Raw genomic sequence first — 25,472 nt, forward strand, 5'->3', positions numbered from 1 at the left:
GCGATCCCGCCGCGGCGAACGTGCAAACTCACTGATAGCCAGTCGTGGACCGGCAAACTACAGCGTCGCAATCGGTGTAGATTCCAGATGAAACCTAGATGACGCTGTCCAAGGTGAATGTGCTTCTGAATACGTGATGCCGCGTATTTTTTGCCTCAAGGCATATGGACCAAACACCCTCGCGGGTTCCGTCCTCGACGGACCGCCATCCTCGGAGGGGGTTGTCGGACTCACGGACGGGGCCATGAAGCGTAGTGCCCGGTTCCGTCTCTAATGTGAGTTGCCATTTTCCACCGACTGGCGACCATGCCAGGCTTGCCGTCGCGGACTCTTGTACTTGCAAGGCCCCAGAAAGATTGAACCAGGCCTGGTAGTCCCGCTTGACGGCGTCCGTGGATTGCACGTCATCTGTAACAGTTAGCCCATAGCCAGGCCTGAACTCAAGTGTCCTCCGGTGGGTCCAGCCTCCATGGTCCATTCGGCCGTGCAGGATAAACATGTCGCCTACTTGGACGCACGATCCCAGACCAGAACCCACTGGGGCCCGACGGCGGTCATGGTTCCGGCCGTTGGCCGTTACCGTGTTATGGGCCAATGTGGACTCCACAAAGCGTCGGAAGGGATCGGCGTAGTAAAAGCCGTCCGCGCGAAGAGGCGAGTCAGCGGGCAGTTGTGGTCCGTACCCGTACCGACCACCTTCGACCAGGATCTCTTGCCCGCGGTCATACCAGACGAAGTTGAGATCGTCCGCGTGTTTGTGTGCCCTACTGTGAAAGGCTGCCGTAAATGCCAGATAAGAGGAGGTTGGTTGGCTGGCTCCGCCTTGCGGCTGAGGCGACCGCACGAAGGCATAGCCTGACTCCGGAAATACACCCAAGTCCGTTGAACAAGCTTGACCGGATGAGCCTTTCGACATCAGGAAGTTCGTTTCGGGGCTGAGGGTGAGAGGATGACTTCCATCCACCATGTTGATGTGAGGAGTATCGCCGAGCGGGACCAATGAGCCATTTGGCTGGATCATCCAGCCCAGCAAGTCGGCAGCTTTCCGAAGTCGGCCCGTAAGCTCCCTATCATCGATCAGACCATTATCGACGGCAATCTGAAATGACTGCATCAGCATTCGATGATATTCGGGGGAGTGTTCGCTGTGGCCGCCGTCCGGTAGGAATTGTGTGCGGATCATGACGGCCAGCCGATGGCGGCCTTCCTCAGCCAGGCCGCTCATCTCGGGAACAACTTCAAGGGCTGCGCCAAGTACGGTTTGACCAATCGCCACAAAATAGCCGTGGTTGGTCCGGGGATTGAAAGAGCTCTCCAAGGAGAACTCGAGTCTGTGCCTGTCTACGGCACTGAGCAGGGAACGCATTTCCTGGACAGCCATGCCATTCTTTGCCCCAAGATAGATGAGGCCCGCGAGCCGAAGGGCCCGCTGACCAAGGGCCATGTTGTACCAGACAATTGGGTTGTCCGTCTCCTGGCCGGAATACCTATCCGACCAGGAGACAGCGCGGTCGAGGCACCATTGAAGGTACGCCCTTTCACCAGTACGGATGAACTGCTGAATTGGTCTGTCCATGAATTTCCACCCGTGCAGCTGGGAGCCCCAGCTTCTGTCTTCCGCACAAAGAGAATCCCAGGAAAGTGGCAGCGATAGATCAAGCCGGGCATAGTCTCCGGCCTTCCAGCTATTGCTGACAATATCCGAGTCTGAGTCGCCGACGAGGCTGTCGAACCAAACAGCATTCGATAGGTCGGGGCGATGGCTGGACGCTACGCATTGCGCAAGTGCCTCAATATCAGCGTCAGCTAATTGCTGGAACAGCAATTCAGACGCGGATTGCATTCGCTGCAAGATTCGCATACTGGTGGTTGTAGACTGCCGCGTTGGCCTCCCACGAGCGGCTTTCGCGTACCCAAGCCGCACCGGCTGCCGCCATCTGGCTCCGAGTCTCCGGGCTTGAAACAAGCTCGAAAAGTACGTCGGCGAGAGAGCCACTGTTGCCGGCTTCGAACAGAGCAGCCGAGCCACTTGCCTCAGCAATCTCCTTAAGCGCATCGACATCCGACATGACGATCGTTCGTCCGGTGGCAAAAGCCTCAAAGGGCTTCAGGGGCGTTACCAGCTGGCAAACGGCAGCTGCTGTGCGTGGAACAACAAAGATATCGATGAGACCGTAATAGTCCAGGATGTCATCATGTGGGACGCGTCCTGTGAAGAGAGCGTCATGGAGCCCGAGCGACGCCGCTGTGGTCTTAAGGGCGTCGAGGACTGGCCCATCGCCCACCACCAAAAGTCGGACAGGGACGTTGAGGCGCTCACGCAATTGGTTGAATGCTTCGATAAGTACGGGTACTCCCTCGTACTCGACCAGAGATGAAATGTAGCCGATGACGATTTCGTCGCTCTGAATACCTAGTTCGCCGGCCAATTCAGCATTTCTCGTTTGAACCGGGAATTGATCCCCGCTGACTGCGTTTGGCACTACGGAGGTCTTGTCCTCCGGGCAACCTTCAGCTGTTATACGGCGTTTCATGACTTCGGCGAGGGTGAACACATGGTCAGCCGCTTCCCGGCAATCCCGCTCGCGTTCCCGACGCCATGCATAGGTGTCAGGAGTGCCCCATCGACTGCTGAAAGCCTCGATGTCTTCGATCCCGCTGGCTTGGGCCATTCGGGAAAGCCAGGACTCCTCCCAGAAGCCGCGGCTTTCGTAGATCACCGGAATCTCGAAGTAGTCTCCGACAGCCCTTGCGGACAGTGCATTGAAGAAGTCCGAGTGGGCATGGAGGACAGCAGGACGCACTTCCGACACCACTCGTGCGAGTTCCTCCACGTTGGCGCTGAGCCAAGTAGTCAAGGGCGTGTTCACACGAATAGGTCCCGTAGGGAGGTGGTAAGTGACGCCGTCGAGTTCCACCTGCTCCGCTACGTCCGCATTCACTGCGTCACCCACCTGGTTGCACACGTGGACTTCCAGACCTGACTGGATCTGGGCCAGAGCCGTATAGTGTGTTCGCAACGTATATCCCGATTGCGTCGTAGGGAGAACTTTGCCCACTACGTGCAGTATGCAGTTCGGTTTCGGTGCGAAGCGCTCGTACGGTCCTTGCGGCGCGGGCTTGTAGGCACCAGTGAAGATTTTGACCTCTTCATCACGCAAAGAGATGGCACTGGCCAATTTCTCATTGGGCTTGCGGTCAAGGACCACCCGCAGGACGTGTTGACTCTTGGCTGTGTAACCGAGCTTGCGCAGCTCACTTGCGAGGCCGCGCAGCGACGTCATGTTGATCTTGTCGAAACAGGCATGGGCTTCGAGCATCTCGTAGACCGCCAAGGGCTTTGCGTTGAACTGCGTCTCGGCAAGTTTCTTGACCTCGGAACCGGAGAACAAATGCCAGTTGCTGCCGTCGAGCGCCACGAGGTTGAACTGACGTTCGAGGTGGCGGACTTCGACTTCCTGGACCTTTTCTTCCAGTTCAGACTTGTGGTTTTCGACGAGCTGCAGCAAGCGCTCACGCTCTGCCTCAAGTTCAGGGTCGGCGACGGAAACTGTCTTCGTTGTGCCCTCGACTTGCTTGGTCAACGCTGCCATCGAAGCGCGGTGGGTCTTTTTCAGTTCAGCTAACTGTGCTGTGGACGCGCCGTATGCCTCCTTCAGGTCAGACAGTTGTGCTGTTGAGGCACTTTGGGCCTGCGTCACATCCGCCAACTGTCGCTGCAAAGTCAGCAGGTATTTCTTGACTGACGCTTGGGACTCCCGCTGCAGGCGGCGGTTTTCCTTCAGTCTTCCAATCAAGCCGGTGCTGGCAAAGCTGAAGGCCACAATAGCCACGACAAACAGAGTGATGATAGCCACTGCGCTTGTCGTCGACACTGCCTGTGGCAAGAGGGCCAGCAACGTGCCAATGAATAGGAAGGCAAAACCCGCAATCGCGGAAAGGCCGATGGTCTTGTCTGAACTGAGTCTTCTCTTAATGTGCAACGTGTTTCCTAGGTCAACGAAATCTGGTCGGTGCAAATGTGTTGCATCAGTTGGTTACGGAACTGGCACCCGTCGGAAAGTGCTCCAGGGCAGCTGAGCGGAAATGGGCATAAAGCTCAGCATTAGCCGCCACGTGCCCTGGGCCCCACTCAACATCAACGAATTCGATCCGGTCTTCGTGGTTGCTGTGTTCAGATTCCAGCATTAAACGGAACGGATTACGGTGTTTTGTGACGTGATGCGTATCGCCAGTGTTTTGCACATAGAGGATGCGGGGGAGCTGTTCAAGCATGGCATATGTCTCGACCACCGACGTGGAAAGCCTGAACGCGCGTGCCTCTTCCACATCGACGTCGGATTTCAGGCACGTGGAAAGTGCGACGTCGGCGCTTGTCCGGAAGTACTCTTTTACGTCCGTCTGGGGGTTGAAGACCAGGGCGACGGAGTCAGGAAGGTAGGCGGCAACCTGAAGTGCTGTGAATCCGCCGCCTGAGCTGCCGGACAAGAGGATACGCGTGGCGTCTGTTTCGCGCTGAAGCTCTCGGATGCACTCGGCCATGAACCTATGGACGTTGATGCTGCCATCGCCGAGGTACCAGGAGAGGGTCATGTTCTTGTTGAGGTCCAGCGATGGATCTTGGAATACGGCGTGGTTTCCCCCTTCCATGAGCTCGGAGGTCAGTCCTTGGAAGAAAGGCAATGTCGTCTTGGTCCTGTTGATCGCGCCGTGGAACCTGACGGAAAGGAGATCAGACGGCCCCCGTCCTACTGCGAAGGGAAGGACAAGGCCTCCCAGATTGGCGGAGTAAATCTTTGACTTCTCGCCGTCCTCGAATCCGATCTCACTCGGGGAATTGATGGTCTGGATTTGGCGGCCATAGGTCTTTGAACGAAGATCTAGGCCCGTCCAAGCAATCAATGGTTCACGCATCACGCCCAGAGCGCTGTTGTTCAGCTCGATTTCCCCGGTGAGGTCGTTCCCCAGGAGATCAACGATGCCAGTGCGTAAACCTTGATCGTCACTTGTGTTGTCCGGGGCGTCCAGGAGGATGTTGAGAAGGATGGTTAGAGCTTCCAGACGCGCACTTCGAGTGTTGTCCTGCTGGGTAACCCATGCCTTCAACCGGCCCCAGTACCTCGAAGTGAAGAGCCCGTCATCTGGTTTGGGAGCTGCCCACACTACTTCTGCGTCGCGACAAAGGTCCATGGTTTTGAGCCAAGCCGACCTCACGTCATCCAGTTCGGAGGAAATAGTTCCTTCCTCCCCGAGGGATACCGAAGCGCGGTCTTCTTCCACGATCAGGTTGAACTGATAGCGTCCCGAGAGCGCACTCAGCGCTATTCGACCCCCTGTGGCATCCATTTTCTTTACGGAGAACTTGCCCGACTGAGGTGCAGCAATGATTGTGATGAACCGGAAGCGACGTCCGCTCTGCGTCGCGGACACGACTTGGGTTGGCAGTTTCTCCATCCATTTCCTGGACATCCAGCCGTCAAAGGGTTCTTCTGAACCCTTCACCGTAGAGATGGCGGGTGCGTTGCCCTTCCAAAGAAGGAAGGCAGACCCGCCGTCGCGGTCCAAACGCAGGCCGCCCGGAACGTCCTCCGTCGCAGTCTCAGTGTCAAGGTGCCAGCGCTGCCTGGCTGAGACTTCATCGGCACTGAAGACGTTGTCTATGACGAGAAAAAACTCGCCGCCACGGCAGTAGACCACTCGGCGCTTCAATTCCACGCCCTTATACCCGGAATCCGTGAAAGTGAAGTCGTCAACTTCATCGCTGGTGAATGATCTACTAAGGGCCACTTCGGCCTTGGGGTTATATACCCTGTCTTCGACTTCCACCACGTTGTGTCCAAGCCTGGACAGGCAATAGTCACGCATTGCATCTTTTTTGTATGCGTACTTACCGGCGTCCACCAGCCAAGGGTGCCCGTTTGAGTGAAGGGTCAGGGAAGCGCCATCTTGGTGACCATGTACGCGGTTGGCCTTGCCGAAGGACAAGGAATAGAACGCTTCCTTCTTGAAGTCACGTTCGTGATCGCCCCAACCGCTGCGTCCGAAGACATACCCCTTCTGGTAGATCTTGGTCAGCTCAGCGGGCGGTTGTCCCGTAGCACCTTCCGACTTAACGTAATCCAATTCAGGGGACGACAAAGCGCCCGGAGTGGTGGCTTCAGTGTCACCAATCAATTCGAAAGTGCCATCGGGTTTTGTCGCATGCGCGAGTTCGAGGTAGGCGAGGTTCAGTCTCTCAGCAGACGCAGGACGAGGCACGCCTTCCATATCCAGGCGCTTGAAGGCCTCTTCCCACCACACAAGATTATTTTTGTGGTATCCGATCGCCCCTTCGATATTTACGCCTTGTTCGTCATAGTTTTCTTCGAACAAGCTCGAGAGGCGCTGAACTGCCAGTTCGGTCCATTCCGCGTTTCCGAAAGCTGAGCCGATGACGAAGAGAGCCTGATGTTGGTGCAGGGCATGATTTGAATGACCGAGATGTTTGGAGTCTGCGAGCCATAGGCCGTGCGCGTGAATGGACTCGATCAGCCATTGATTTTCGCCCTCATGGATCAACGGCAGGCCGAAAGTCAGGACCATTGCACGCAGTGCCTCCACCATGTCAGCCCACGCATAACTGACGAAGTTGCCCTGCTGGTCCCTCACCTTGGGATCCGACTGAGGGTTGGCTTCAATCCAAGATTTGCATGTTTTGAGCCAAAACGCCTGTGCTTCGCGGTCTCCAGCCAGGGCAATCCGGCGGACCGGTTCCAGCCACCGCAGCATGTGGAGTTGCGCCCGCCAATTCCGTTGCCCGAACGGATCTGCTTTCCAGTCGACGCCATCTTCGAAATTCCACGCAGGGTGCGGACGAATGCTGAGCGTGCCACCGATGATTTCGTCAGCCAGTGCGCGGTCCGTTGACCTCGTCCTGAACATCTCTCCGAACGTCTGGCGACGAACGACGTCGAGATCTACTGTGTGGGTGGTCATGCGATTCCTTACGCCATAGTCGAGCTATCTGCCCTGAACGGCCACATTCGAGCACTATCTTAGGTGAGCGCCGCCAGGAGAAGGTGTCACATGCAGCGCGGGGCTTTGCATGTAAGCCGCCCGGAGGCAAAAGTTGCTACCCCCTTAGGGGATAGGCGTCTGCCCTGGCTGGGATTCCCAGCCAGGGCAGCAATTAATCAGCTTACGAAGTCAGGAATGCGTGAACCGTTCCCGAGGAGTTGGGCCACAGCAGCAACTGTTCGTTCAGCAGCCTTGCCATCACCGTAGGGGTTGACAGCATTTGCCATTGCGTCGAATGCATCTTGCTGGTTCAGGAGCCGGTCGACTTCCTTGACGATCTTTTCTTCGTCCGTGCCGATAAGCGTTACTGTTCCGGCGTCGACCGCTTCAGGCCTCTCTGTGTTGTCGCGCATGACCAGAACCGGCTTGCCGAGGCTCGGCGCCTCTTCCTGCACTCCACCGGAGTCTGTGAGCACGATGTGCGCCAAGGAGAGCATCCGGGTGAATTCGCCGTAGGCCAGGGGCTCAGTGACGATGACGTTCTTCTTGCCTTCCAAGGCCGGCAGAACTGCTTCGCGAACCACAGGGTTCTTATGGGCAGGCAGTACGATCACGAGTTCCGGCTCTGCTTCTGCAATACGGGCCAAAGCTCGTCCCACGCCGCGCATGGCATCGCCTTGGTTCTCGCGGCGGTGGGTCGTGACGAGAAGGATTCGTCGGCCGCTGGCCGCCAGCTCTTCCAATTGCGGATCGGAGAACGGGATGTGCTTATCAACTGTGGTCAGGAGCGCATCAATGACCGAGTTGCCGGTGACGACGATGTCGCTTTCGGAAATGCCTTCAGCCAGCAGGTTGGCACGGCTGACACTGGTCGGGGCCAGATGCAGGCTGGAAATCTGGCTCGTAATTTTGCGGTTTGCTTCTTCAGGGAACGGCGAGAAGAGATCGCCGCTTCGGAGTCCAGCCTCCACGTGCACCACGGGAATGCCGTGATAAAAGGCAGCGATGGCCCCGGCTGTGGATGTAGTCGTGTCACCTTGGACAATGACTGCGTCGGGCTTGTTCGCCGCAAAAAGCTTGTCCAGGCCGTCAATCGTGCGGGTCATGATGGCGGACAACGATTGACGTTGCTGCAGGATGTTCAGGTCGTGGTCCGGGACGATTCCAAACAACTCGTTGACCTGGTCCAGCATCTCACGGTGCTGACCAGTGACGGTCACCACGCACTCGAAGTCTTCAGACTCTTGAAAGGCGGTGACGATCGGAGCCATTTTGATGGCTTCCGGACGTGTACCGAAAATTGGCATGACGATGGGCATGGATTCCCCCGAGAAAGGCAGTGGCTGACCAGCCGATGCTATCGCACCGTCCGTCGAGGTCCTTAATTACGTATGACGCAACTTGTTGCTTAGCGACCAAACATCAAGGTCAGAGCCAGAATAGGAATCGCCAGGGAGACAAGCGTCACAACTGCGAGGGCTACGAGTCGTTTGCGACGAAGATCGGGGTCTTTGAACGGGGTCGGGGGAGACTTTGGTGCAATTCGTGCAGATGATTTGACCGCGGGCCGGGGCGAAGGTGCTGCTTGAGCTGCTTGAGTGGTTTGAGTTGCCTGAGTTGTTTGATTGGCAACAGCGGGCCGCGTACGTGCCGCTGTTGCTTCCCTGGGCTGGTGCCCGGGAAGGAGCGCGGCCGGAACGTCCCCCCTGAAACGACGGCGTCGCATGTGGCGCGGCGAAGGCGAAAGGGCATCTGCTCGGGAAGCAGAGTTCGTCACTTCATCACTCCTCAGGTGCGTTGAAACGAGACAGGGTCACAGTCAATTCTTGCATCCGGGGACTCCAGTGGCACATCCGACCATCTGACCAGCGCCTCAAAATGCCGCCCGTTAGGAGCCCAACTTGAGTCTGAAGGCGAGGGCGGCCGCACCACCGGAACGGTGGGCGGCCGCCCAGGCAACATCAACCCCGATCAGAATAGAGGGCGTCGTTTTTCACCCCCGAGCCATTGGTCACGTTGATGAAGTAGTTCTTGCCCGAGCCCAAAGAAGTGCTGCCAAGCTTTGCTGTCACAGATTCAAGAAGTGGGTTGATTCCTACTTGCTTGCCATACGTGGCGTTGTAGCTCGTAGCGGTTACGGTCTTGTCGAACACCCTCCCATATGCATCCGTCCATTTAACCTGTATCGTCCCGCCACTCAGGTTGTGCCCGGTTACCAGCACGTCGCCGTTCCCGTAAAAAATGGAGTCCGTAATCACGGGAGTGTTGCTGGTTGTCTTCAGCCGCTCCAGCATCGGGGCGTACGTCCCACTGCAGGTGAAGTATGGATCCCACATGAAGGAAATGACCTTCCTCGGGGTGTTGCCCAACTGCTGGAGTTGTTTGTCCATTCTTGACTTGGTTGTCTGACCGCGCAGGCTGTTGTCGCAGGGATTCTGCGAAGTCGCAGGTGCCATTCCTTCCAGATTCGCCCACAGCTCCACCCCGGTACCCTCAACACCTTCGGCCATGGCCGCAAAGTAATCCCGTGATGGTGCCAAGTACTTGCCACCCCACGTGCCGCTGCCCACTATCGCGGCGGCATACTGGTCCACGCTGTTTCCGGACTCACTTCCGAAGAATGCTGCACCCTTGCCGGTACCCATGCCGTCTTGGACAGCGATGGCGAGATCGACGCCGTCGGCGGTGTCGGCAATGTTGCGGACTGCTTCGCGTGCTTGATCAACCGTGACTTTGCCGGAAAAGGCGCTGCGTGAGTCAATGTATGGGCTGACCAGTGCCGAACGAGTTGGCTGGTATTGAGCAATCCTGGAGTTCTGGATTTCGTATACCTTCAAGACGGCATCCCATACGGCTCCATTGCTGAGTGGCATCTCCGTATGGTGGTAAAAACCTGCCAGACCGGGGACGTCATTAACTTTGTCTTGATAGAGCAGGAAACGGGCCGTGAAAAGCGAAAACGTTGCCTGGTAGGAGAGATCTGGTAGGTATGTAATGTCAGTTCGCTTGACCGGCGCGGGCAGGCCGGCGTAATACTTCATGCCCAGCTCTGTGGCAATCTTTCCGAGTGATATCGAGATTGAAGACTGTCCGCCCGTTATTACGACCACGTCATAGGTATTTGAAGGGGAGCTGCAACCGCTTCCTTCGCTCGGCAGCAGCAGTATCGTGTATCTGGTGGTGCCGTTGGTCAAGGTCTTGTCGCGCCCACACAGCAGGGCAGGTGACCCCCACGAACTGTTGTCTGAGTAGGTGAAGTAGCGGTTTACGCTGACACCGGCAGCAGCAGCCTTGGCACAGTTGGCGCCTGAGATTGTGCACCCGGCTGGGATGGTAGACAACGTTGCGGGCTTTAGCAGGGAGCCGAAGGTGATAACTGTGTCACCCCCCACCGATTTTATGTCTGTGAGCTTCTTGAGGTTATTTGCGTCGCTCGTACTGCCGTAGATGAAGTAACCGCTGATGGGATAAACGGGAGTTGGTGCAGCTTGGGCCGGGGACGCGTGAAGGACGCCGAACACCAGAATTACGGCTGCCATAAGGCTCGCCATAAGGTGACGGGACCTGCGTGGAGGAAAGGTTGTCGTCGGCTCTGCTCTAAAAGTGGCCACGGAGGATCCTTGGGCTCGTAGGGTGAGACCTTGGACCTATGGCAAAAGGATGTTTGTTGTATCCCGGAAACTCAATAGCTTGACCAAAACCTTCAAGCCCCCAAAAACTTTGCAAGACACTTGATGCCGTTTGACAAACAAAACGGCCGCTTTGCATGCGGTCTTACGGCCCTTGTCACATCCGCCCGGCGGTTAGTCCCCGGCCAGTAGGCGGACCAGGAATTACCCTTGTGAGCACTCCGGTCGCACCCACGTGTCGATCAGCCCGCCCGTTTCCACCACAAAACGGTCCAGCCAGGCGCCCGCCGATAGATCTGGCTGGGACCCAACCATCTGCACCTCGGCGGACGTGCATTGTTCAATCAGTGTGCCGGCGCGCATCACGTGGTACTCAGACGTCACCACGGTCACGGACTTCCATCCGTGGTCTGCAATCAATGTCCGCAGCGCTTCAGCCTCACCCCTGGTGTTGAGCGGCGAAGGACGGAAGCACACCAGGTCGGAATCGCCCGACTCCTCATCGCACAGCGCGTCGCCCTCCACATTGCCGGCCAAACCTGTGGTTGAGACAACCAGGACGGGTATATCGAGTTTCTGTTGCAGCTTCTGGGCCACGGGGAGCCGTTCCTTGCTCATGCCGCCCAGCACAACGATCGCGTCCGTTCGGTGAGGCGTTGCCTGCGGTGGGTTGTAGAAGAACTGGAAGGCAGCGATCAGCCAGAGCAGCGCTGCCAGAAAGCACGCCCCCACGACAATGCCAATGACACGGGTGGCGGAGGCAGTTTTGAGGGGCACGGGGACAGTCTAAGGTTCGTAAATGGGTGCTCCCTCCCAGTCAGGAACGGCCAAGGGCGCCTAGCGGGTATCAACGTCCTCAAAGACAAGGAAAGTCTGGGTGTCCTGCACTCCGTCCATGGACTGTAATTGGTCGAAGATCACACGCCGGAGGTGGATGTTGTCAGTCGCCCGGACCAAAAGGATGACGTCGAAGTCTCCTCCTACCAGGGCGATGTGGTGGACCTCGGGTATGGCACGCAGCTGTTCCTTGAGCTCGCGCCACGAGTGCTGCTGAACCTTCAACGTCACATACGCGGAGGACCGCAGGCCGGCCTTGATGGGATCCACCAGAGCCGTGAACTTCGTGAGCACCCCTTCGCCAGTGAGCCGCGCGATCCTGGTGTAGGCGTGCGCGCGGCTGATATGGACGTTTTCGGCAACCTGGGTAACGGACATGCGCCCATCGGTGGTCAGTTCCCGGATGATGTCCCGGTCCACGCTGTCCAGCGGTACGGCAGTCTGCTCTGCCTCGGCCTCGCTCATTGGCTCTCCAATTCGTCTACAGCACAGGCGCGTAACCCAGCTCACAATTACAATTCGTCTTCCAGAATACCCAGTCACCGCAAGTGCTTCCATGATTTTGGCTGAAGCTGGATACGAAAGAGGGCCAAGGAACATACTGGAAGCACATAGTGGCTAGAGAAGGACGGACCAATGACGATCCACGCAGACCACTCTGCGCCGGAAACGGCTGTAGAGGACCAAGCTGCTGACGTTCGGACAAAATTCGGCATCAGCGTTGAGGACTACATGCTTCCCGCCCGGCACCAGATTCAGATGGTGAATCCGGACGGCACCCTCCGCTCCCATGACGAGCAAGGCACCGAACCCGGCCACGAATACCCAACGCCAAGCGACGCCGAATTGATGGCCGCCTACGAGCAGATCGTCGTCGGACGCCGTGTCAACGACCAGAACTCTGCCCTGGTCCGGCAGGGCCGCATGGCCGTTTACCCCTCCAGCCACGGCCAGGAAGCCTGCCAGGTTGCGGCGGCAATGTGCCTTAGCGAAGGCGACTGGCTGTTCCCGACGTACCGCGACGCCGTCGCCGTCATGACCCGCGGGGTGGACCCCGTTGAGGTGATGACCATCTTCCGCGGCGACTGGCACGGTGGATACGACCCCAAAGAACACAACGTAGGAATCCAGTGCACCCCGCTGACCACCCAGTTGCTGCACGCCGTGGGCGTAGCCCACGCTGCCAAGCTGAGGGGTGAAAACACAGTGGTGATGGCCATGTGCGGCGACGGCGCCACCAGCGAAGGCGACTTCCACGAGGCATTGAACTTCGCCGCCGTCTTCCACTTGCCCGTGATCTTCTTCGTGCAGAACAACAAGTACGCGATCTCCGTACCGCTCAGCCACCAGTCCGTGGCGCCATCGCTGGCCCACAAGGCTGTTGGCTACGGCATGGCCGGTGAGCGCGTTGACGGCAACGACCTCGTCGCGCTGCTCGCCGTGATGGACCGCGCCGTGAAGCTGGCCCGCGACGGTTCCGGCCCGCTGCTGATCGAAGCCCACACCTACCGCATGCAGGCACACACCAACGCCGACGACGCCACCCGCTACCGCCCGGACAGCGAAGTTGCCGAATGGCAGGCCAAGGATCCGCTGACGCGCATGAAGTCGTACCTTACGGACAAGGGACTCCTCGACGAGCAGGCCGGCAACCGGATCGCCGAGCATGCAGAAGCCGTAGCCACCCAGCTCCGCGAGGGCCTGGGCGAGGAAGTCCCGGTCCAGCCGTTGGACCTCTTCAAATACGTCTTTGCCAAGCAAACCCCGCAGCTGAAAGAACAGTCCGAGCTGCTCGCCAGCGAACTCGCACGAGAGGAGAGCGCAAAATGACCGTCACCACCACCGCCACCGCCAACGTCAGCGCAGCCACCGCCAGCGCCGCCGCTTCCGCCGCGGCCACTGCAGAAGCCACCGGCCCGCAGAGCCTCACCATGGCCAAGGCACTGAACACCGCCATGGCCGATGCCATGCGCGCTGACTCCTCCGTCCTGGTCTTTGGCGAAGACGTGGGAATGCTCGGCGGCGTCTTCCGCATCACCGATGGCCTCATGGCCGAATTCGGTGAAGAACGCTGCTTCGACACCCCTCTCGCAGAATCCGGCATCGTCGGCATGGCAGTGGGCATGGCCATCAACGGCATGCGGCCCGTCATCGAAATGCAGTTCGACGCCTTCGCCTATCCGGCTTTCGAGCAGATCGTCAGCCACGTAGCCAAAATGCACAACCGCACCAAGGGCAAGCTCAAAATGCCCATGGTCATCCGTGTTCCCTACGCCGGCGGCATCGGGGGAGTGGAGCACCACTGCGACTCCTCCGAGTCCTACTACGCCCACACCGCCGGCCTGAAGGTCTACACCCCGGCCACCGTGGCCGACGGCTACCGCATGCTCCGCGAAGCAATCGACTCGGATGACCCCGTCATGTTCATGGAACCCAAGAAGCTCTACTGGTCCAAGGACCAAGTGGACTTGGGTGCCCTCCGAGCAGAGCACGACGCCGGCGCCTCCACCGAGGGCCGCGCAGCTGTTGCCCGTCCCGGCACGGACGCCACACTCATCGCCTACGGCCCGTCCGTTCCCACCGCGCTCGCCGCTGCGGCTGCCGCTGCCGAAGAGGGCCGGTCCTTGGAAGTCATCGACGTCCGCACCCTCGTCCCCTTCGACGACGAAACCGTGTGCGCGTCCGTACGCAAGACGGGACGCGCCGTCGTGATCGCCGAAGCCCACGGATTCGCGTCCGTGTCATCCGAGATCGTGGCCCGCGTCCAGGAACGCGCGTTCCACTACCTCGCCGCGCCTATATTGCGCGTGACCGGCTTCGACGTCCCGTTCCCGTCTCCCAAGCTGGAGCACTACTACTTGCCAAGCGTCGACCGCATCCTCGACGCCGTTGACGATCTTCAATGGGAGGACTGACCATGAGCTCAGATATGCAGGTCTTCAAACTGCCCGACCTCGGCGAAGGACTCACCGAGGCCGAACTGGTGAACTGGCTGGTTGCCGTGGGTGACGAGATTGTGGTTGACCAGCCAATCGCCGAGGTTGAAACCGCCAAGTCCATGGTTGAGGTGCCCTCGCCATACGCCGGCACCGTTGCCGAGCTGCACGGTGAGGCCGGTCAAACGCTCGACGTCGGCAAGCCGCTGATCTCGATCGCTCGCGTGGGTTCTTCTGCTGGTTCGCCCGCTGCCGCTCCGGTTGCTGCTCCGGCTGGGTCTGTGGATCCTTCGCCGGTGTCGTCGGGTCTTGACGTTTCGTCTGCGGTGGAAGCCGCTGCGGAGACGTACCGGACCGAGGAGAAGGCCGGCTCGGGCAACGTGCTCATTGGGTACGGGACGCCCGGGGGAGTGACCGGTGGACGGACCCGACCGCGGAAGGCGAGTGTTTCTGTCGTTGATTCTTCGGTTTCTGCTCCTGTGGCAGTGGCTGAGCCGGTGATGGAGCCTTCCGTGGCGGGAACGCGTATTCCTGGCAAGCTCAGTGCAGTCATATCGCCGCTCGTGCGCAAGATGGCCCGGGATCACGGTGTCTCCCTCGACGCGATTGAGGGTTCGGGTTCCAGTGGGCTGATCATGCGCAGGGACGTGGAGGCTGCGATTACTGCCCCTGTTGCTGCTCCTGACTCGGCTCCGGCTGCTCCTCGTGTGCCTGCTGCCGCTCCCGTTGCTGCTGATGCGGGTGCCGTTGATAGCCGGACTGGTTTGGCTGTCTCGGCGCGGACGCCTGTTCGTGGGGTCCGGAAGGCTGTTGCCGCGAACATGACCCGCAGTCGCTCAGAGATCCCCGAAGCCACCGTTTGGGTGGATGTGGATGCGACCGCCTTGCTGGAGATGCGGGCCGAGCTCAAGAAGCGTGCACCGCACGACACCCCCGGTCTGCTGGCCTTTATCGCTCGTTTTGTCACGGCTGGGTTAAAAAAATACCCGGCCTTGAACACGCGCTTTGAGACCGCTTCGGACGGCTCGCAGGAGATCGTCGGTTTCGACGGTATCAACCTCGGCTTCGCAGCCCAGACCGACCGCGGACTCGTGGTCCCGTCCGTTCGGAACGCCCATGGCTTGAGCGCCCGCGAACTGGACGCGGAGATCCGCCGGCTCACCGCCGTCGCCCGTGAAGGAAAGGCGACCCCGACTGAACTGGGCTCAGGCACCTTCACCCTGAACAACTATGGTGTGTTCGGTGTGGACGGCTCGGCCGCGATCATCAACTACCCCGAGGTTGCGATGCTGGGCGTAGGCCGAATCATCGACAAGCCCTGGGTGGTCAACGGCGAACTGGCCGTCCGCAAGGTCACCGAACTGACTCTCGCCTTCGACCACCGCGTATGCGACGGCGAAACCGCGGCCGGCTTCCTCCGGTACGTGGCTGACGCAATCGAGAACCCCGGTGGCGCGCTCGCGGACATGTAACCCAGGCGCCCTCTCTCACATCCCCCGGGTTTAAGCGTGACGCTCTTTCACATCCCCCGGGTCCGGGCGTGACGGTCTTTCACATCCCCCGGGTCCGGGCGTGACGGTCTCTCAGGTCCCCCCGGGTTTGGGCGAAACGCTCCATCAGGTCCCCCGGGGTTGGGTGTGACGGTCTTTCACATCCCCCGGGTCCGGGTGTGACGGTCTCTCACATCCCCCGGGTCCGGGTGTGACGGTCTCTCAGATCCCCCGAGCATTTTCCCCTCCCTCCCCAGAGGCGGGCCTCCCATTCTGGGTTGCCCGCTGGGCGGGCCTGAGGCGTTCAAACGTCCGGCGGTGAAGTGATCTAGGTGAGACATCGACGGGGATCCGATCGGAGGACATTTTCGGTCATGATGGACTCACGACGAGAGGAGTTTGGCATGGGTGCTTGGTCCACGGGAAGTTTCGGCAATGACGATGCCCTCGATTGGTTTGGTGATCTCAAGGAAGCGCCGGACGTGTTTCCCTTCATTCAGGAAACACTTGAGGGTGGTACCACGGAGAGCATCATTGCCGCCGGCGCCGTCTTGGCCCTCCTGAGCGGCAATGACGACATAGAGGTCCATCCTGACGTGGCCGAGTGGGCTGCCGGCAGGCCGACTCCGCCCTCGGCGCTGAATGTGCGCGCTGCGAATGCCATTCAGGACATCATTGAGGACCCCGAGGCTGATGGGCACGACGTGTGGGCGGAACTCGGTGAGGACGACGAAGACTATGTGACATGGCTTGCAAACCTGAAAAGGATCCAAACCGTGCTGCAGTGATGGTTGTCCGGTTCACGGCCCGGCAACGGTCTCTGCGGAGAGTTCATTTGCCGCGCCGTGTTCGCTTTCCCAGGGTCTTGACGGGGCACTTGCATTTTGCAAGTATGACCGCATGAGCCTCTTTATAACTTGCCCCGTTGACAGCGTCGACCGCGCAACCGCGTTTTACACAGCCCTTGGCTGGACCCTGAACACCAAAATGTCCGATCACAACGTGTCATGCTTTGAGATCGCGTCCGAGCAGTACCTCATGCTCGGCAGCCGGGAGATGTACGCAAGCGTCGGCGGCGCCGAGGAGCTGGTCGGCGGACCCGACACCCCCTCCAAGGTCACTGTCTCCTTCGACCTCGACAGCCGGGAAGCGGTGGACGAACTCATCAAACGCGCCAGCGCAGCCGGCGGCCGGATCGGTGACACCGACGACTATCCCTTCATGTACCAACGCCAGTTCGATGACCCCGACGGCTACCACTACTCGCCGTTTTGGATGAAGCCGGACTCCGATCAGACCGCGTGAGCAAACTCGCCGCCGCCCTCGACATTGTCGGTGCGCGGTGGGCTCTGCTCATCGTTGAGCGGCTGCTTGACGGACCACAGCGTTACGGCGATCTGCAGCGCGACCTCGCAGTGCCTACCAACATGCTCGCGACCCGACTCCGCGAGCTGGAGGCCGCCGGAGTGCTGTCCCGACTGCCCCTCCGGCACAACACCCGGGCGTACGCGCTGACCGATAGGGGTTACGCCCTGCGCGAGGCGATCATCGCGCTGGAACGCTGGGTTGGCGAGGAAAAGCCCGGGAGCGCACCGGAAACCTAGGAGTGCACCGGAATCCTAAGAGACCGTAACAGGAAGGATGCTTAGTCCCTCCGAACAGGCTGCTGCAACTCGGTCACCCAGTCGGACTGATCCTCTGAAATCGCTCGAACGTATACTTCGCGGCAGGGACCTGAGTGGACAAGCCCTCGAGCGAAGACCTCAGCGTGGAGCGCTTGCCAGCTTTCTGCAATGTGCTCCATGGAGCCAAGGTGGACGCCGCAGACGGCGTTTTCAACAGCAGGCAGGTCGATAATTTCGATGCCGTCGCGCGAGGGTCCCTTGTAGGCGTAGCCGGCGATGATTTGCAGGCCCTCCTCGACCGTCTCATACGACGCCACTGGCGTCTCCAGGGTTCCACGCTCGTCGCCGATGATCCGGGAAACGGCGTCAAAGGCCGGACCCACTACATTTGCCACCTCTGGTTGGTCCGCCACGACAGCGCGGCGGGCCGCGAGGCGGACAGCGGGCAGGGGCTTTTCAATGATTTCGATCTGGGACATGTGATTCTCTTTCTCGATGAAATGGAGCCGCCTTTGCACGTCCACGAGTCGGCCGGCAGCGATCCTGTACTCCTGCTCAACCTCTGCGCGGCGAATCCGCAACAACGCTGCGATGCGATCGGCCTCGACGCCCTGGTCAAGAATCGACGAAATGTCGTTGAGGCCGAAGCCAAGCTGGCGCAGGGCAACAATTCGATGCAGACGCTCAAGTTGGGAGGGATCATATGATCGGTAGCCGCTGAACTCGTCAACGTGGGCTGGCACCAGCAGACCGGCGGTGTCCCAGTGCCGCAGCATCCTGTGGGTCACCTGCCCGATTTGCGCGAAAGCTCCGATGGATAACATGTTCCCAGTTCTCCCGCCTTCCACAGTGTCAGAGTCAAGGGTCACCCGAATCGCAAAGGTCTTGCCGGTTTGCATCCCCAGGAATTACGGGATCCTGCAACTGCCCTACCCTGCCCGCGGAGTCCCCTGAACCAGCTCCTGGCCCACCGTCGGCACAGCCGAAGGGCTCGGCACAGCCGAAGCGCTCGGTACGGAACCCGGCCACTCGCCGTATCGGGCCTCCAGATCCGCACCCATCAAGCTGACTGCTGAGCCGGCGTACTCGATGGAGCCGACCCCCAGGCGTTCAAGGGCGGCCGCAGTTGTTGCGGCCGTGTGACCCGCCCCGTGCACGCCCAACGTGACGTATTTCTCCGGGGCATCCTCGTCCTGGGACCATACCTGGGCCAAGGCCTGGTCCAGGAGCGCTGCCTCATCACCGGCGAAAGCCTCGGAGAGCTCCACATTCACCGAAAGGTACGGGGTAAATCCGTCGTAGGCCCTGCCGATACGCGCCGTTACCCCGGGTGTTTTGGCAATCTCGGCTTCGGCCTCGGCGGTGCTGCGACGAGGCTCGGAATTGTCGCCGGGCACTGTGCAGCCAGCCAACAGTGCAGAGCACAGCAACAGGACGGCAATGCCCATGCGTGGGCGTCTTACCCTCACTTGCCTGCAGGATCGAGGTCGGTGCGTTCAGCGATAACAATGTCCTTCGCGTCAGTGACGTCAGAGGGCTCCGGCGCCGGTACAAACAAGGCCATGGGAAGGCTGACCCCCGAGCATTCCGAGTCGGCGATCCCCGCAATGGACTCAACGCGCAGGGTGCCATCGGTCAGGCGCTCCATACGGTACTCCACGCCGAAGCCTTTCAACTCGGCGGGCACGTCGCCCTTCTCCGATGACCATTCAGATGCCCGGCAACCCCTTACCGCCGCCCGGTCAGGATTGCCTCGGAAGTCCGGTGTCGCCGATAGGGGCAAGAACGGTGTTGGTCCGGGAAGAATGTCCGGGCGTCGTCTTTGCTTGACGTCCTCGAATGCCGGCCGGGCGGCGCGGCTTCGTACATCCTTACTGGCCGTCTTGACCAGTTCGGGGATTGAGAAATCGTTGATGTTTCGGGCCACGGCCTCAGCCTCGAGAAACTTCCTCGTGGCCTGTACCCAAGGGTCGGCTTCAAGGGGTCCGCTGGGCGCAGCGCCCTGCCACTGGACTTCGGGGTAGGGCGGCGCCGGCCGCTTCACAACCCTGCACCCGGCAAGCCCGCCGGCCGTAACTGCGGCGAGCACCACCACAGCGGTGCCTGAAAGCAACCGGTGGTGCCGACGTCGTGAATCTGTACTGCGCATTAAATCCCCCAAATTGTCCCGGGTTTTTCCCGGGGCATATCCACCCTAGACGTGAGGAGGGGAGGCTGCGATGGGCACAGCAATCCATGCGTTGGGTTCAGCGATGCGAAATGAGCGACGCCGGGAGGCTGGGAACCGCTGCGGGCCAGGTGCCGTATCGGTCATCCAAGTCCTGGTTGGCAAGCTCCAAGGAGGACCCGCCGCCGTACTCTGCCGCGTCGATGTTCAGCGTCGCCAACAACGCCTTGGTCGCCCCGGTGCTCTGTCCAGGTCCTTCGAAGGTGAAGCGCACCAAGCGTCCGCGGTCCAGCTCGTTCTGGGAAGCGAGCTGCGCCAGCGAGTAGTCAATAAGAGCCGTGGGGTCTCCGGTGAAGGCGGGTGTCACGGAGAGCGTTGCAATGACATAGGCGGTGGTGCCGTCCCAAGCGCGGGCAGCGTCAAATTGGGCGCCCGGGATCTGGGCTACTGCTGCCTCCGCGCTGGACACTGAGCGCGGAGCGTCCGTGCCCGCGGAGGTCGGCGCGGCGGTGGGTTGGGTGTCTGTGGCCTGGTTCCCGGTGGTGCAGCCACTGAGCAGCGCCACGATTGCCATGGCAGCGACGCCGAGCCGGATGGTCCTACTGATGCTCATGTTTTTCATCCTGGGTCTCGTCACGCAGGGACTGGATCATGCTTTGCAGTGCCTGGAAAGCGGCGGCTTGTTCGTCGTGGGTCATACCACCGAGCATCCTGTTCTCGACGGCCCGGACCGCGGCGCTCGCTTTTTCCAGTTTCTGACGGCCCAGCGGTGTCAGTTGAGTGGGAAGCACTTTGCCTACGCGTGCCTCTTCAGGGCGGGTTACGTCGCCGTCGCGTTCCAACGCCTGGAGCAGCACGTTCATGGACTGGCGGGTGACGAACGCGCCCCGGGCCAGTTCAGAGTTCGACAGGCCCGGGCGTTGTGAAAGAAGTTCCAGGCAGGAGTAGTGGGTGATCGTCATCCCGAGTGGCCTCAGGGCCGCTTCCATGGAGGCACGCAAGGCACTCGATGCTTCTTTCAGCAGATACCCCAGCGAAGTGGTGAGGTCGATCCCGCGTTGACTCATGTCAGTATTCTGACATAGCTTTGGTGTGTCAGGTAACTGACACGGAAACCATAGGAGTATCACATGCCCGTTACAGGCCCCGACTTCATTTCCCTCCAGACGCGCGACCTCGACGCTTCCCAAGCGTTCTACGAGCAGTACCTCGGCCTTGTCCGCTCGCAGGCAGGCCCGCCCCACGCCGTCGTGTTTGACACAAAGCCGATCGCTTTCGCCCTCCGCACCATCGCCCCCGGGACGGACCTGACGTCGGTTGACCAGCCGGGTGTTGGTGCCTCAATCTGGCTGCACGCCACTGATGTCCAAGCCATCCATGATGCTTTGCTCGTCGATGGGCACACCATAGTCACGGCGCCAATCGATGGTCCATTTGGCCGCACCTTCACCTTCGCCGATCCTGACGGCTACCACGTGACGCTTCACGACCGGTCCTAGCGCCTCTCGCAGGGCCGGCGGAACAGGGCCGGCGATCAGGCGGTGAATGCTCCCGGAGTCGTCCCGAGAACACGCCGGAAGTGCCTGGTGAGGTGGGATTGATCGTGGAAGCCCGCCTCAACCGCTGCTTCTGCTGCCGGGCGGCCATCCAGCAGCAGGCGTCTGGCCCGGTCCACGCGGCGACCCGTGACGTAGCGGTAGGGGGCGATGCCGTACGCCTTGGAGAACGCGCGCACCAGGTGGCTGGGATGGGCGCCCAGTAATTGAGCGGCCTCTGCAATGGTGAATGAGTCGAGCAGCCGGTCATCCAGCATCTCCCGCAGCTTGCGGGCCAGGGGAGCGTCGCGCGCGGGCGACGACGGCGTTCCCAAGTGCGAACGCACGGTGTCCCGAAGGGCGAGGACGCCGCATTCGGCTTCCATTGCATCTGTCGGCAAGGACAGTGCGGCGTGGATGCCGGTCACGGCTGCCACTGTCTGCGGGTCAACCATCAGCGGTTGTGCCACCGCGGCCTCTGCTGCTTTGGCGGGGAGCCAGTCCTCACTCATGTACAGTACCCGCTTGCGGAATGATTCACCCCCGACGGCGGAGCGTCCGTCGTGTGGGACATGCGGCGGCAGCAGGGTAATTGAGGCGGGAACTGCGTGATGCTCGGTGCGGCCAAGATCGTAAGCCACCGCGCCTTTATCGATCAGGAGCACCGTCCAGTCCTCATGGGTATGCGACGGGTAGCTGTGGTCCTCGAACGTGGCATGCAGCACCTCACGCACGTACGGCACTGCCGGATGCCATGCGTGTACTGAGTTGCCCATGCAAGAAATGTACAAGACCACCCTTTCCGTCGGCCGCCATGCTGGGTTCATGCACGAAAACTCAACCGCAGTCATCGATTCGCCTTCTTCCGCGACCGTTCGTTTCGACACAAAGGTAGTGGTGGTCCTCAGCGAGGACCTTCTGCCATGGCAAGAGCTCAACGTGACGGCATTCCTTATGAGTGCCATTGCCACCAGTGCCCCTGGCCTGACAGGGGAGCCCTACCAGGACCGGGACGGCAACAGCTACCTACCCATGCTTCGTCAGCCGGTCCTGGTTCTCGCAGCTGGATCAGAACTTCTGGCCGCAGCCCGGGAGCGGGCGATTTCCCGTGAGATTCCTGTCGCCCTGTACACGCGTGACCTATTTTCCACGGGTCACGATGAGGCCAACCGCGCAGCCGTGGCTGCCGTCGCTGCCCGGGATCTGGATCTGGTGGGGATCGCCATTCGTGGGCCCAAGAATGTTGTTGACCGGATCGTTAAAGGTGCCCGAATGCATGCGTAAAAACCCGGCGCCCGTAATGAGACCCCCCAAGAAAGAGCTGACTAACATGACCAATCTGGTTCGCAACATCAATACCGCCCTTGATTCGATCTCGGAGCACTGGCAGCCGCACAGGCTGACCAGCATCAACGACTACGACGTAAAAGTGGTGAAGATCCAGGGAGAATTTGTCTGGCACACCCATCCGGATACAGATGAACTGTTCATGGTCATCAGCGGCAATCTCACCATTCAGCTCCGTGACGGCGACGTGCAGCTCGGGCCGAATGATGTCTATGTGGTTCCCAAAGGAATTGAGCACTGCCCCAAGACTGAAAACGAAGTCCAGGCATTGCTGTTCGAGCCCAAGGGCACTGTCAACACCGGTGATGTTGGTGGTGAAATGACGGCAAAGCTGCGCGAACTGGGGTGAAAGCCCAAGGTTCCCCACCGGCGTCGAGTAGCCTTGCACGCAACCATCCAGCAACACGCAACCGGCCACTAATGAGTTGGCTGGCCAGCAAAGAAGGAAGTGGTGCAAATGCAGCAATACGTCGTTCTCCAAGTGATCCTGAAAGAGAAAATGTGGGGCGCCGGTTCCGGCAATCTTCCCTCTTTGGAAAAGGCCATCAACGATCAGGCCGCCAAGGGCTACCGGTTGCACACCATCACCACTGCCAGCAGCGGGAGTAAGGGCGTGATCGGCGGGGGCGACCGCATTCAGGCGACCATGGTGTTCGAACGCATTGGGTAGGGCCTTCCGACCGTTCCGATTTACCTCGCTTTGCCCCTTCCGCGCAGGGGTGTAATGCATTACACTCCTGTAAGTGAGTGGGCCGGAAATTGTCGGTTAACTGGTTTGCAGGTTCGATCCCTGCCCTTGCCGCCTTGACTTGTCGGGGCGGTAAGAGATCCGGCGGTTACCAACACGTCTACTCGCGCGAAACTGAAAGTGGCGGCGGGCCGGAGAGACTCGGTTACCTCTGTTATAGGACCCAAAGGTCGCGGGTTCGAATCCCGCCCGGAGTTCGCTCCGGTAGCTCAGATGGGTAGAGCGCTGGGCATCCCGGGACTCACAAACATGCCCGCCGCCACTTTCACTAATGGGAGGATTACTGTGGCCGATGCACTAAGCGCAATTAACCTACGGGCTACGCCCCAGTCGCAGCCCTCTGATTCACGCCAGGTTCCCAACAGCGCCGGCGGTCATGCCTTCACAGTTGCGCCCTTGGAGCGCCTGCGTCGCTTCCTGGTACTTGGCACCGACGGCGGCACATACTACGGTTCCGAGCACGCCCTGACGGTGGAAAACGCCGACGTCGTTCTCGGATGGGCTCGCGAAAGGACCGCCGAACTTGTGGACGAGGTTGTCTCGATCTCCACGGCCGGACGCGCACCGCGGAACAATCCGGCACTCTTCTGCCTGGCAGCTGCCACGGCTCTGGGCGATCCGGATGGCCGGCAGCTCGCGTTGGCGGCTCTGTCCAAGGTGGCCCGTACCGGAACCCATTTGTTCCTCTTCGCCGGATATGTGGAGCAGTTCAGGGGCTGGGGACGCGGCCTGCGCCGCGCAGTTGCTGACTGGTACGTCGCCAAGCCAGTGGACGAGGTTGCCTACCAGGCTGTGAAGTACAGGCAGCGCGGCGGCTGGACGCATAGGGACCTTCTACGCCTGGCGCACCCCTCTACAGCAGAAGCGGACCGGAAGCAGCTCTTCGACTGGATCTGCGGCCGCGGCACTGATGGCCCGCAGATCATTGAGGGGTTCGAGAAGGCTCAGGCCGCCTCGACGCCCACCGAATGGGTCGCCCTTCTGGAGGACTACCAGCAGTTGTCATGGGAAATGCTGCCAAACGCTGCCCTGAGGGAACCGGCTGTGTGGACCAAGCTTCTGAATAACGGCATCCCGCAGACGGCACTGATGCGGCAGCTACCTCGGCTGACGCGCCTCGGCCTCCTGGCGCCGATGTCCGAAACGCTCGACGCCGTCACCGGCCAGCTTACGGACAGCACCAGGCTGCGTAACGCCCGGGTCCATCCAGTCAATGTGCTGGTGGCTGCCCGTACCTACGCTTCTGGCTCGTCTGCACGCGGAAAGTCCTCGTGGGAACCGGTGGGACAGGTAGTTGATGCCCTTGACGCTGCCTTCTATGCTTCCTTTGCCACCGTAACGCCTGCCAACAAGCGGACGTTGCTCGCCTTGGACGTATCAGGCTCAATGACCATGCCCGTCTCGGGTTTGCCAATTACAGCCCGGGAAGTCTCGGCGGCGATGGCTTTGGTGACAGCAGCAACGGAGCCGAAGACCACCACTCTCGGCTTTACGTCCAACTCGAGCAATGCGAAAAAAGGTCTGTTCCAGCGCAATGTGCCACTGGATGGGATCTCGCCGCTGCCAATTTCGTCCCGGCAGAGGCTGGATGACGTTCTCAACACGATCTCAGGGCTGCCGTTCGGCGGTACCGACTGTGCCCTCCCGATGGTGTGGGCCATGGCCAACAAGGTCAAGGTGGACACGTTCGTCATCTATACGGACAACGAGACGTGGGCAGGACACATTCATCCACATGAGGCTCTGCGCAGGTACCGGGAATGGTCCGGGATTGATGCCCGGCTGGCCGTGGTCGGATTGACGTCCACTGACTTCAGCATCGCCGATCCTTCCGATCCGGGCATGCTGGACATTGCCGGCTTCGACGCGTCGTTGCCCACATTGTTGAGCGACTTTTCGGCCCGTGTCATCTGACTCAAGCATTCAACAGGCCCGCGAGCATCACCGCCGCGCTGCCGATGCCCTTGCGCTCGCGGAAAGGCATCGGCAGCAGCGGGATGCATTTATTCGCCGCGCCCGCCAGGAAGACCCGGTCCGCTGGTCCTACGCAGCCTTGGCTGCGGCCGTCGGCTGCAGCAAAGAACTGATCGCCGCCATCGTCAAGGGCCGTGTCTGAAGCCTCGGCTTGATGGGCCTCGCTTCGCCGGCACAGTCACAAACTG

25 protein-coding genes are annotated in these 25,472 nt (G+C 60.2%); 12 read left to right on the forward strand and 13 right to left on the reverse strand.

Annotation, left to right across the window (positions count from 1 at the left end):
- Window positions 1–94: 94 nt before the first annotated feature.
- The 7 genes from AC6JA3_RS05450 to AC6JA3_RS05480 all read right to left on the reverse strand — a co-directional run bounded on the left by AC6JA3_RS05450 (window position 95) and on the right by AC6JA3_RS05480 (window position 11,927).
- Window positions 95–1,861 (reverse strand): heparinase II/III domain-containing protein, encoded by a 1,767-nt coding sequence (locus AC6JA3_RS05450; protein ID WP_091549769.1) that lies wholly within the window; start codon window positions 1,859–1,861, stop codon window positions 95–97.
- The gene (locus AC6JA3_RS05455; RefSeq protein WP_139183419.1) at window positions 1,827–3,857 is read right to left on the reverse strand and encodes a glycosyltransferase; all 2,031 of its coding nucleotides are present in this window, start codon (window positions 3,855–3,857) and stop codon (window positions 1,827–1,829) included. Before AC6JA3_RS05455 ends, AC6JA3_RS05450 begins: the two co-directional genes overlap by 35 nt.
- A 172-nt stretch (window positions 3,858–4,029) precedes the next feature.
- Window positions 4,030–6,975, reverse strand: coding sequence for a heparinase II/III domain-containing protein (locus tag AC6JA3_RS05460; RefSeq protein ID WP_497919959.1), 2,946 nt, complete (start codon window positions 6,973–6,975; stop codon window positions 4,030–4,032).
- Between the two features lie 197 nt (window positions 6,976–7,172).
- Window positions 7,173–8,315 carry a non-hydrolyzing UDP-N-acetylglucosamine 2-epimerase gene (wecB, locus tag AC6JA3_RS05465; protein WP_091549772.1) on the reverse strand — a complete coding sequence of 381 codons (1,143 nt, stop codon included), beginning with the start codon at window positions 8,313–8,315 and terminating at the stop codon, window positions 7,173–7,175.
- A gap of 642 nt (window positions 8,316–8,957) precedes the next feature.
- Entirely contained in the window at window positions 8,958–10,535 is a 1,578-nt protein-coding gene (locus tag AC6JA3_RS05470; RefSeq protein ID WP_091549773.1) for a hypothetical protein, read from the reverse strand.
- Window positions 10,536–10,829: 294 nt separating this feature from the next.
- Window positions 10,830–11,402 carry a YdcF family protein gene (locus tag AC6JA3_RS05475; protein ID WP_497919960.1) on the reverse strand — a complete coding sequence of 191 codons (573 nt, stop codon included), beginning with the start codon at window positions 11,400–11,402 and terminating at the stop codon, window positions 10,830–10,832.
- Between the two features lie 60 nt (window positions 11,403–11,462).
- Window positions 11,463–11,927 (reverse strand): Lrp/AsnC family transcriptional regulator, encoded by a 465-nt coding sequence (locus AC6JA3_RS05480; protein ID WP_026541212.1) that lies wholly within the window; start codon window positions 11,925–11,927, stop codon window positions 11,463–11,465.
- A gap of 171 nt (window positions 11,928–12,098) precedes the next feature.
- On the opposite strand from AC6JA3_RS05480, the gene pdhA reads away from it, so the two are divergent.
- The 6 genes from pdhA (at window position 12,099) to AC6JA3_RS05510 (ending at window position 17,492) form a co-directional block, all read left to right on the forward strand.
- Window positions 12,099–13,292, forward strand: coding sequence for a pyruvate dehydrogenase (acetyl-transferring) E1 component subunit alpha (gene pdhA, locus AC6JA3_RS05485; RefSeq protein WP_497919961.1), 1,194 nt, complete (start codon window positions 12,099–12,101; stop codon window positions 13,290–13,292).
- Window positions 13,289–14,377, forward strand: coding sequence for an alpha-ketoacid dehydrogenase subunit beta (locus AC6JA3_RS05490; protein WP_497919962.1), 1,089 nt, complete (start codon window positions 13,289–13,291; stop codon window positions 14,375–14,377). Before pdhA ends, AC6JA3_RS05490 begins: the two co-directional genes overlap by 4 nt.
- Window positions 14,378–14,379: 2 nt before the next feature.
- Entirely contained in the window at window positions 14,380–15,870 is a 1,491-nt protein-coding gene (locus tag AC6JA3_RS05495; protein WP_497919963.1) for a dihydrolipoamide acetyltransferase family protein, read from the forward strand.
- Window positions 15,871–16,292: 422 nt separating this feature from the next.
- Window positions 16,293–16,676 (forward strand): DUF4259 domain-containing protein, encoded by a 384-nt coding sequence (locus AC6JA3_RS05500; RefSeq protein WP_497919964.1) that lies wholly within the window; start codon window positions 16,293–16,295, stop codon window positions 16,674–16,676.
- Between the two features lie 112 nt (window positions 16,677–16,788).
- Window positions 16,789–17,193 carry a VOC family protein gene (locus tag AC6JA3_RS05505; RefSeq protein WP_497919965.1) on the forward strand — a complete coding sequence of 135 codons (405 nt, stop codon included), beginning with the start codon at window positions 16,789–16,791 and terminating at the stop codon, window positions 17,191–17,193.
- Window positions 17,190–17,492 carry a winged helix-turn-helix transcriptional regulator gene (locus AC6JA3_RS05510; RefSeq protein ID WP_497919967.1) on the forward strand — a complete coding sequence of 101 codons (303 nt, stop codon included), beginning with the start codon at window positions 17,190–17,192 and terminating at the stop codon, window positions 17,490–17,492. The genes AC6JA3_RS05505 and AC6JA3_RS05510 overlap by 4 nt, the downstream gene beginning before the upstream one ends.
- Before the next feature lie 41 nt (window positions 17,493–17,533).
- On the opposite strand, the gene AC6JA3_RS05515 is transcribed toward AC6JA3_RS05510, so the two are convergent.
- From AC6JA3_RS05515 to AC6JA3_RS05535, 5 genes are all read right to left on the reverse strand, one after another.
- Complete coding sequence (locus tag AC6JA3_RS05515; protein WP_026546424.1) at window positions 17,534–18,337, reverse strand: MerR family transcriptional regulator; 804 nt, start codon at window positions 18,335–18,337, stop codon at window positions 17,534–17,536.
- Between the two features lie 105 nt (window positions 18,338–18,442).
- On the reverse strand, window positions 18,443–18,961 hold the full coding sequence (locus AC6JA3_RS05520; protein WP_497919968.1) for a hypothetical protein: 519 nt from the start codon (window positions 18,959–18,961) through the stop codon (window positions 18,443–18,445).
- A gap of 17 nt (window positions 18,962–18,978) precedes the next feature.
- Complete coding sequence (locus tag AC6JA3_RS05525; RefSeq protein WP_497919969.1) at window positions 18,979–19,662, reverse strand: hypothetical protein; 684 nt, start codon at window positions 19,660–19,662, stop codon at window positions 18,979–18,981.
- Between the two features lie 97 nt (window positions 19,663–19,759).
- Window positions 19,760–20,293 (reverse strand): hypothetical protein, encoded by a 534-nt coding sequence (locus AC6JA3_RS05530; protein ID WP_497919970.1) that lies wholly within the window; start codon window positions 20,291–20,293, stop codon window positions 19,760–19,762.
- Entirely contained in the window at window positions 20,280–20,747 is a 468-nt protein-coding gene (locus AC6JA3_RS05535) for a MarR family winged helix-turn-helix transcriptional regulator (protein ID WP_497919971.1), read from the reverse strand. Before AC6JA3_RS05535 ends, AC6JA3_RS05530 begins: the two co-directional genes overlap by 14 nt.
- A 63-nt stretch (window positions 20,748–20,810) precedes the next feature.
- On the opposite strand from AC6JA3_RS05535, the gene AC6JA3_RS05540 reads away from it, so the two are divergent.
- A complete protein-coding gene (locus AC6JA3_RS05540; RefSeq protein WP_026546419.1) occupies window positions 20,811–21,179 on the forward strand; it encodes a VOC family protein in 369 nt (122 codons plus the stop codon).
- A gap of 35 nt (window positions 21,180–21,214) precedes the next feature.
- Here AC6JA3_RS05540 and AC6JA3_RS05545 read toward each other — a convergent pair whose 3' ends face one another.
- Complete coding sequence (locus AC6JA3_RS05545; protein WP_223943547.1) at window positions 21,215–21,991, reverse strand: AraC family transcriptional regulator; 777 nt, start codon at window positions 21,989–21,991, stop codon at window positions 21,215–21,217.
- Window positions 21,992–22,040: 49 nt separating this feature from the next.
- On the opposite strand from AC6JA3_RS05545, the gene AC6JA3_RS05550 reads away from it, so the two are divergent.
- The 5 genes from AC6JA3_RS05550 (at window position 22,041) to AC6JA3_RS05570 (ending at window position 25,426) form a co-directional block, all read left to right on the forward strand.
- Entirely contained in the window at window positions 22,041–22,499 is a 459-nt protein-coding gene (locus AC6JA3_RS05550; RefSeq protein WP_223943546.1) for a DUF2000 family protein, read from the forward strand.
- Between the two features lie 46 nt (window positions 22,500–22,545).
- Window positions 22,546–22,911 (forward strand): cupin domain-containing protein, encoded by a 366-nt coding sequence (locus AC6JA3_RS05555; RefSeq protein WP_497919972.1) that lies wholly within the window; start codon window positions 22,546–22,548, stop codon window positions 22,909–22,911.
- A gap of 108 nt (window positions 22,912–23,019) precedes the next feature.
- A complete protein-coding gene (locus tag AC6JA3_RS05560) occupies window positions 23,020–23,232 on the forward strand; it encodes a DUF4177 domain-containing protein (RefSeq protein WP_011775776.1) in 213 nt (70 codons plus the stop codon).
- A gap of 363 nt (window positions 23,233–23,595) precedes the next feature.
- Window positions 23,596–25,224, forward strand: a complete 1,629-nt coding sequence (locus tag AC6JA3_RS05565) for a TROVE domain-containing protein (protein ID WP_497919973.1) — start codon at window positions 23,596–23,598, stop codon at window positions 25,222–25,224.
- Complete coding sequence (locus AC6JA3_RS05570) at window positions 25,214–25,426, forward strand: hypothetical protein (protein ID WP_497919975.1); 213 nt, start codon at window positions 25,214–25,216, stop codon at window positions 25,424–25,426. The genes AC6JA3_RS05565 and AC6JA3_RS05570 overlap by 11 nt, the downstream gene beginning before the upstream one ends.
- The last annotated feature ends 46 nt before the right edge of the window (window positions 25,427–25,472 follow it).

It is taken from the genome of Arthrobacter sp. TmtSoilC79 (genome assembly GCF_059739405.1).

What these genes read in the sequence shown, in the direction of transcription:
- AC6JA3_RS05450 (WP_091549769.1), bottom strand. Translation starts at nt 1,861, where the DNA reads ATGCGAATCTTGCAGCGAATGCAATCCGCGTCTGAATTGCTGTTCCAG.
- AC6JA3_RS05460 (WP_497919959.1), bottom strand. Translation starts at nt 6,975, where the DNA reads ATGACCACCCACACAGTAGATCTCGACGTCGTTCGTCGCCAGACGTTC.
- wecB (WP_091549772.1), bottom strand. Translation starts at nt 8,315, where the DNA reads ATGCCCATCGTCATGCCAATTTTCGGTACACGTCCGGAAGCCATCAAA.
- AC6JA3_RS05470 (WP_091549773.1), bottom strand. Translation starts at nt 10,535, where the DNA reads ATGGCAGCCGTAATTCTGGTGTTCGGCGTCCTTCACGCGTCCCCGGCC.
- AC6JA3_RS05480 (WP_026541212.1), bottom strand. Translation starts at nt 11,927, where the DNA reads ATGAGCGAGGCCGAGGCAGAGCAGACTGCCGTACCGCTGGACAGCGTG.
- pdhA (WP_497919961.1), top strand. Translation starts at nt 12,099, where the DNA reads ATGACGATCCACGCAGACCACTCTGCGCCGGAAACGGCTGTAGAGGAC.
- AC6JA3_RS05490 (WP_497919962.1), top strand. Translation starts at nt 13,289, where the DNA reads ATGACCGTCACCACCACCGCCACCGCCAACGTCAGCGCAGCCACCGCC.
- AC6JA3_RS05495 (WP_497919963.1), top strand. Translation starts at nt 14,380, where the DNA reads ATGAGCTCAGATATGCAGGTCTTCAAACTGCCCGACCTCGGCGAAGGA.
- AC6JA3_RS05500 (WP_497919964.1), top strand. Translation starts at nt 16,293, where the DNA reads ATGGGTGCTTGGTCCACGGGAAGTTTCGGCAATGACGATGCCCTCGAT.
- AC6JA3_RS05505 (WP_497919965.1), top strand. Translation starts at nt 16,789, where the DNA reads ATGAGCCTCTTTATAACTTGCCCCGTTGACAGCGTCGACCGCGCAACC.
- AC6JA3_RS05515 (WP_026546424.1), bottom strand. Translation starts at nt 18,337, where the DNA reads ATGTTATCCATCGGAGCTTTCGCGCAAATCGGGCAGGTGACCCACAGG.
- AC6JA3_RS05520 (WP_497919968.1), bottom strand. Translation starts at nt 18,961, where the DNA reads ATGGGCATTGCCGTCCTGTTGCTGTGCTCTGCACTGTTGGCTGGCTGC.
- AC6JA3_RS05525 (WP_497919969.1), bottom strand. Translation starts at nt 19,662, where the DNA reads ATGCGCAGTACAGATTCACGACGTCGGCACCACCGGTTGCTTTCAGGC.
- AC6JA3_RS05530 (WP_497919970.1), bottom strand. Translation starts at nt 20,293, where the DNA reads ATGAGCATCAGTAGGACCATCCGGCTCGGCGTCGCTGCCATGGCAATC.
- AC6JA3_RS05535 (WP_497919971.1), bottom strand. Translation starts at nt 20,747, where the DNA reads ATGAGTCAACGCGGGATCGACCTCACCACTTCGCTGGGGTATCTGCTG.
- AC6JA3_RS05540 (WP_026546419.1), top strand. Translation starts at nt 20,811, where the DNA reads ATGCCCGTTACAGGCCCCGACTTCATTTCCCTCCAGACGCGCGACCTC.
- AC6JA3_RS05545 (WP_223943547.1), bottom strand. Translation starts at nt 21,991, where the DNA reads ATGGGCAACTCAGTACACGCATGGCATCCGGCAGTGCCGTACGTGCGT.
- AC6JA3_RS05550 (WP_223943546.1), top strand. Translation starts at nt 22,041, where the DNA reads ATGCACGAAAACTCAACCGCAGTCATCGATTCGCCTTCTTCCGCGACC.
- AC6JA3_RS05555 (WP_497919972.1), top strand. Translation starts at nt 22,546, where the DNA reads ATGACCAATCTGGTTCGCAACATCAATACCGCCCTTGATTCGATCTCG.
- AC6JA3_RS05560 (WP_011775776.1), top strand. Translation starts at nt 23,020, where the DNA reads ATGCAGCAATACGTCGTTCTCCAAGTGATCCTGAAAGAGAAAATGTGG.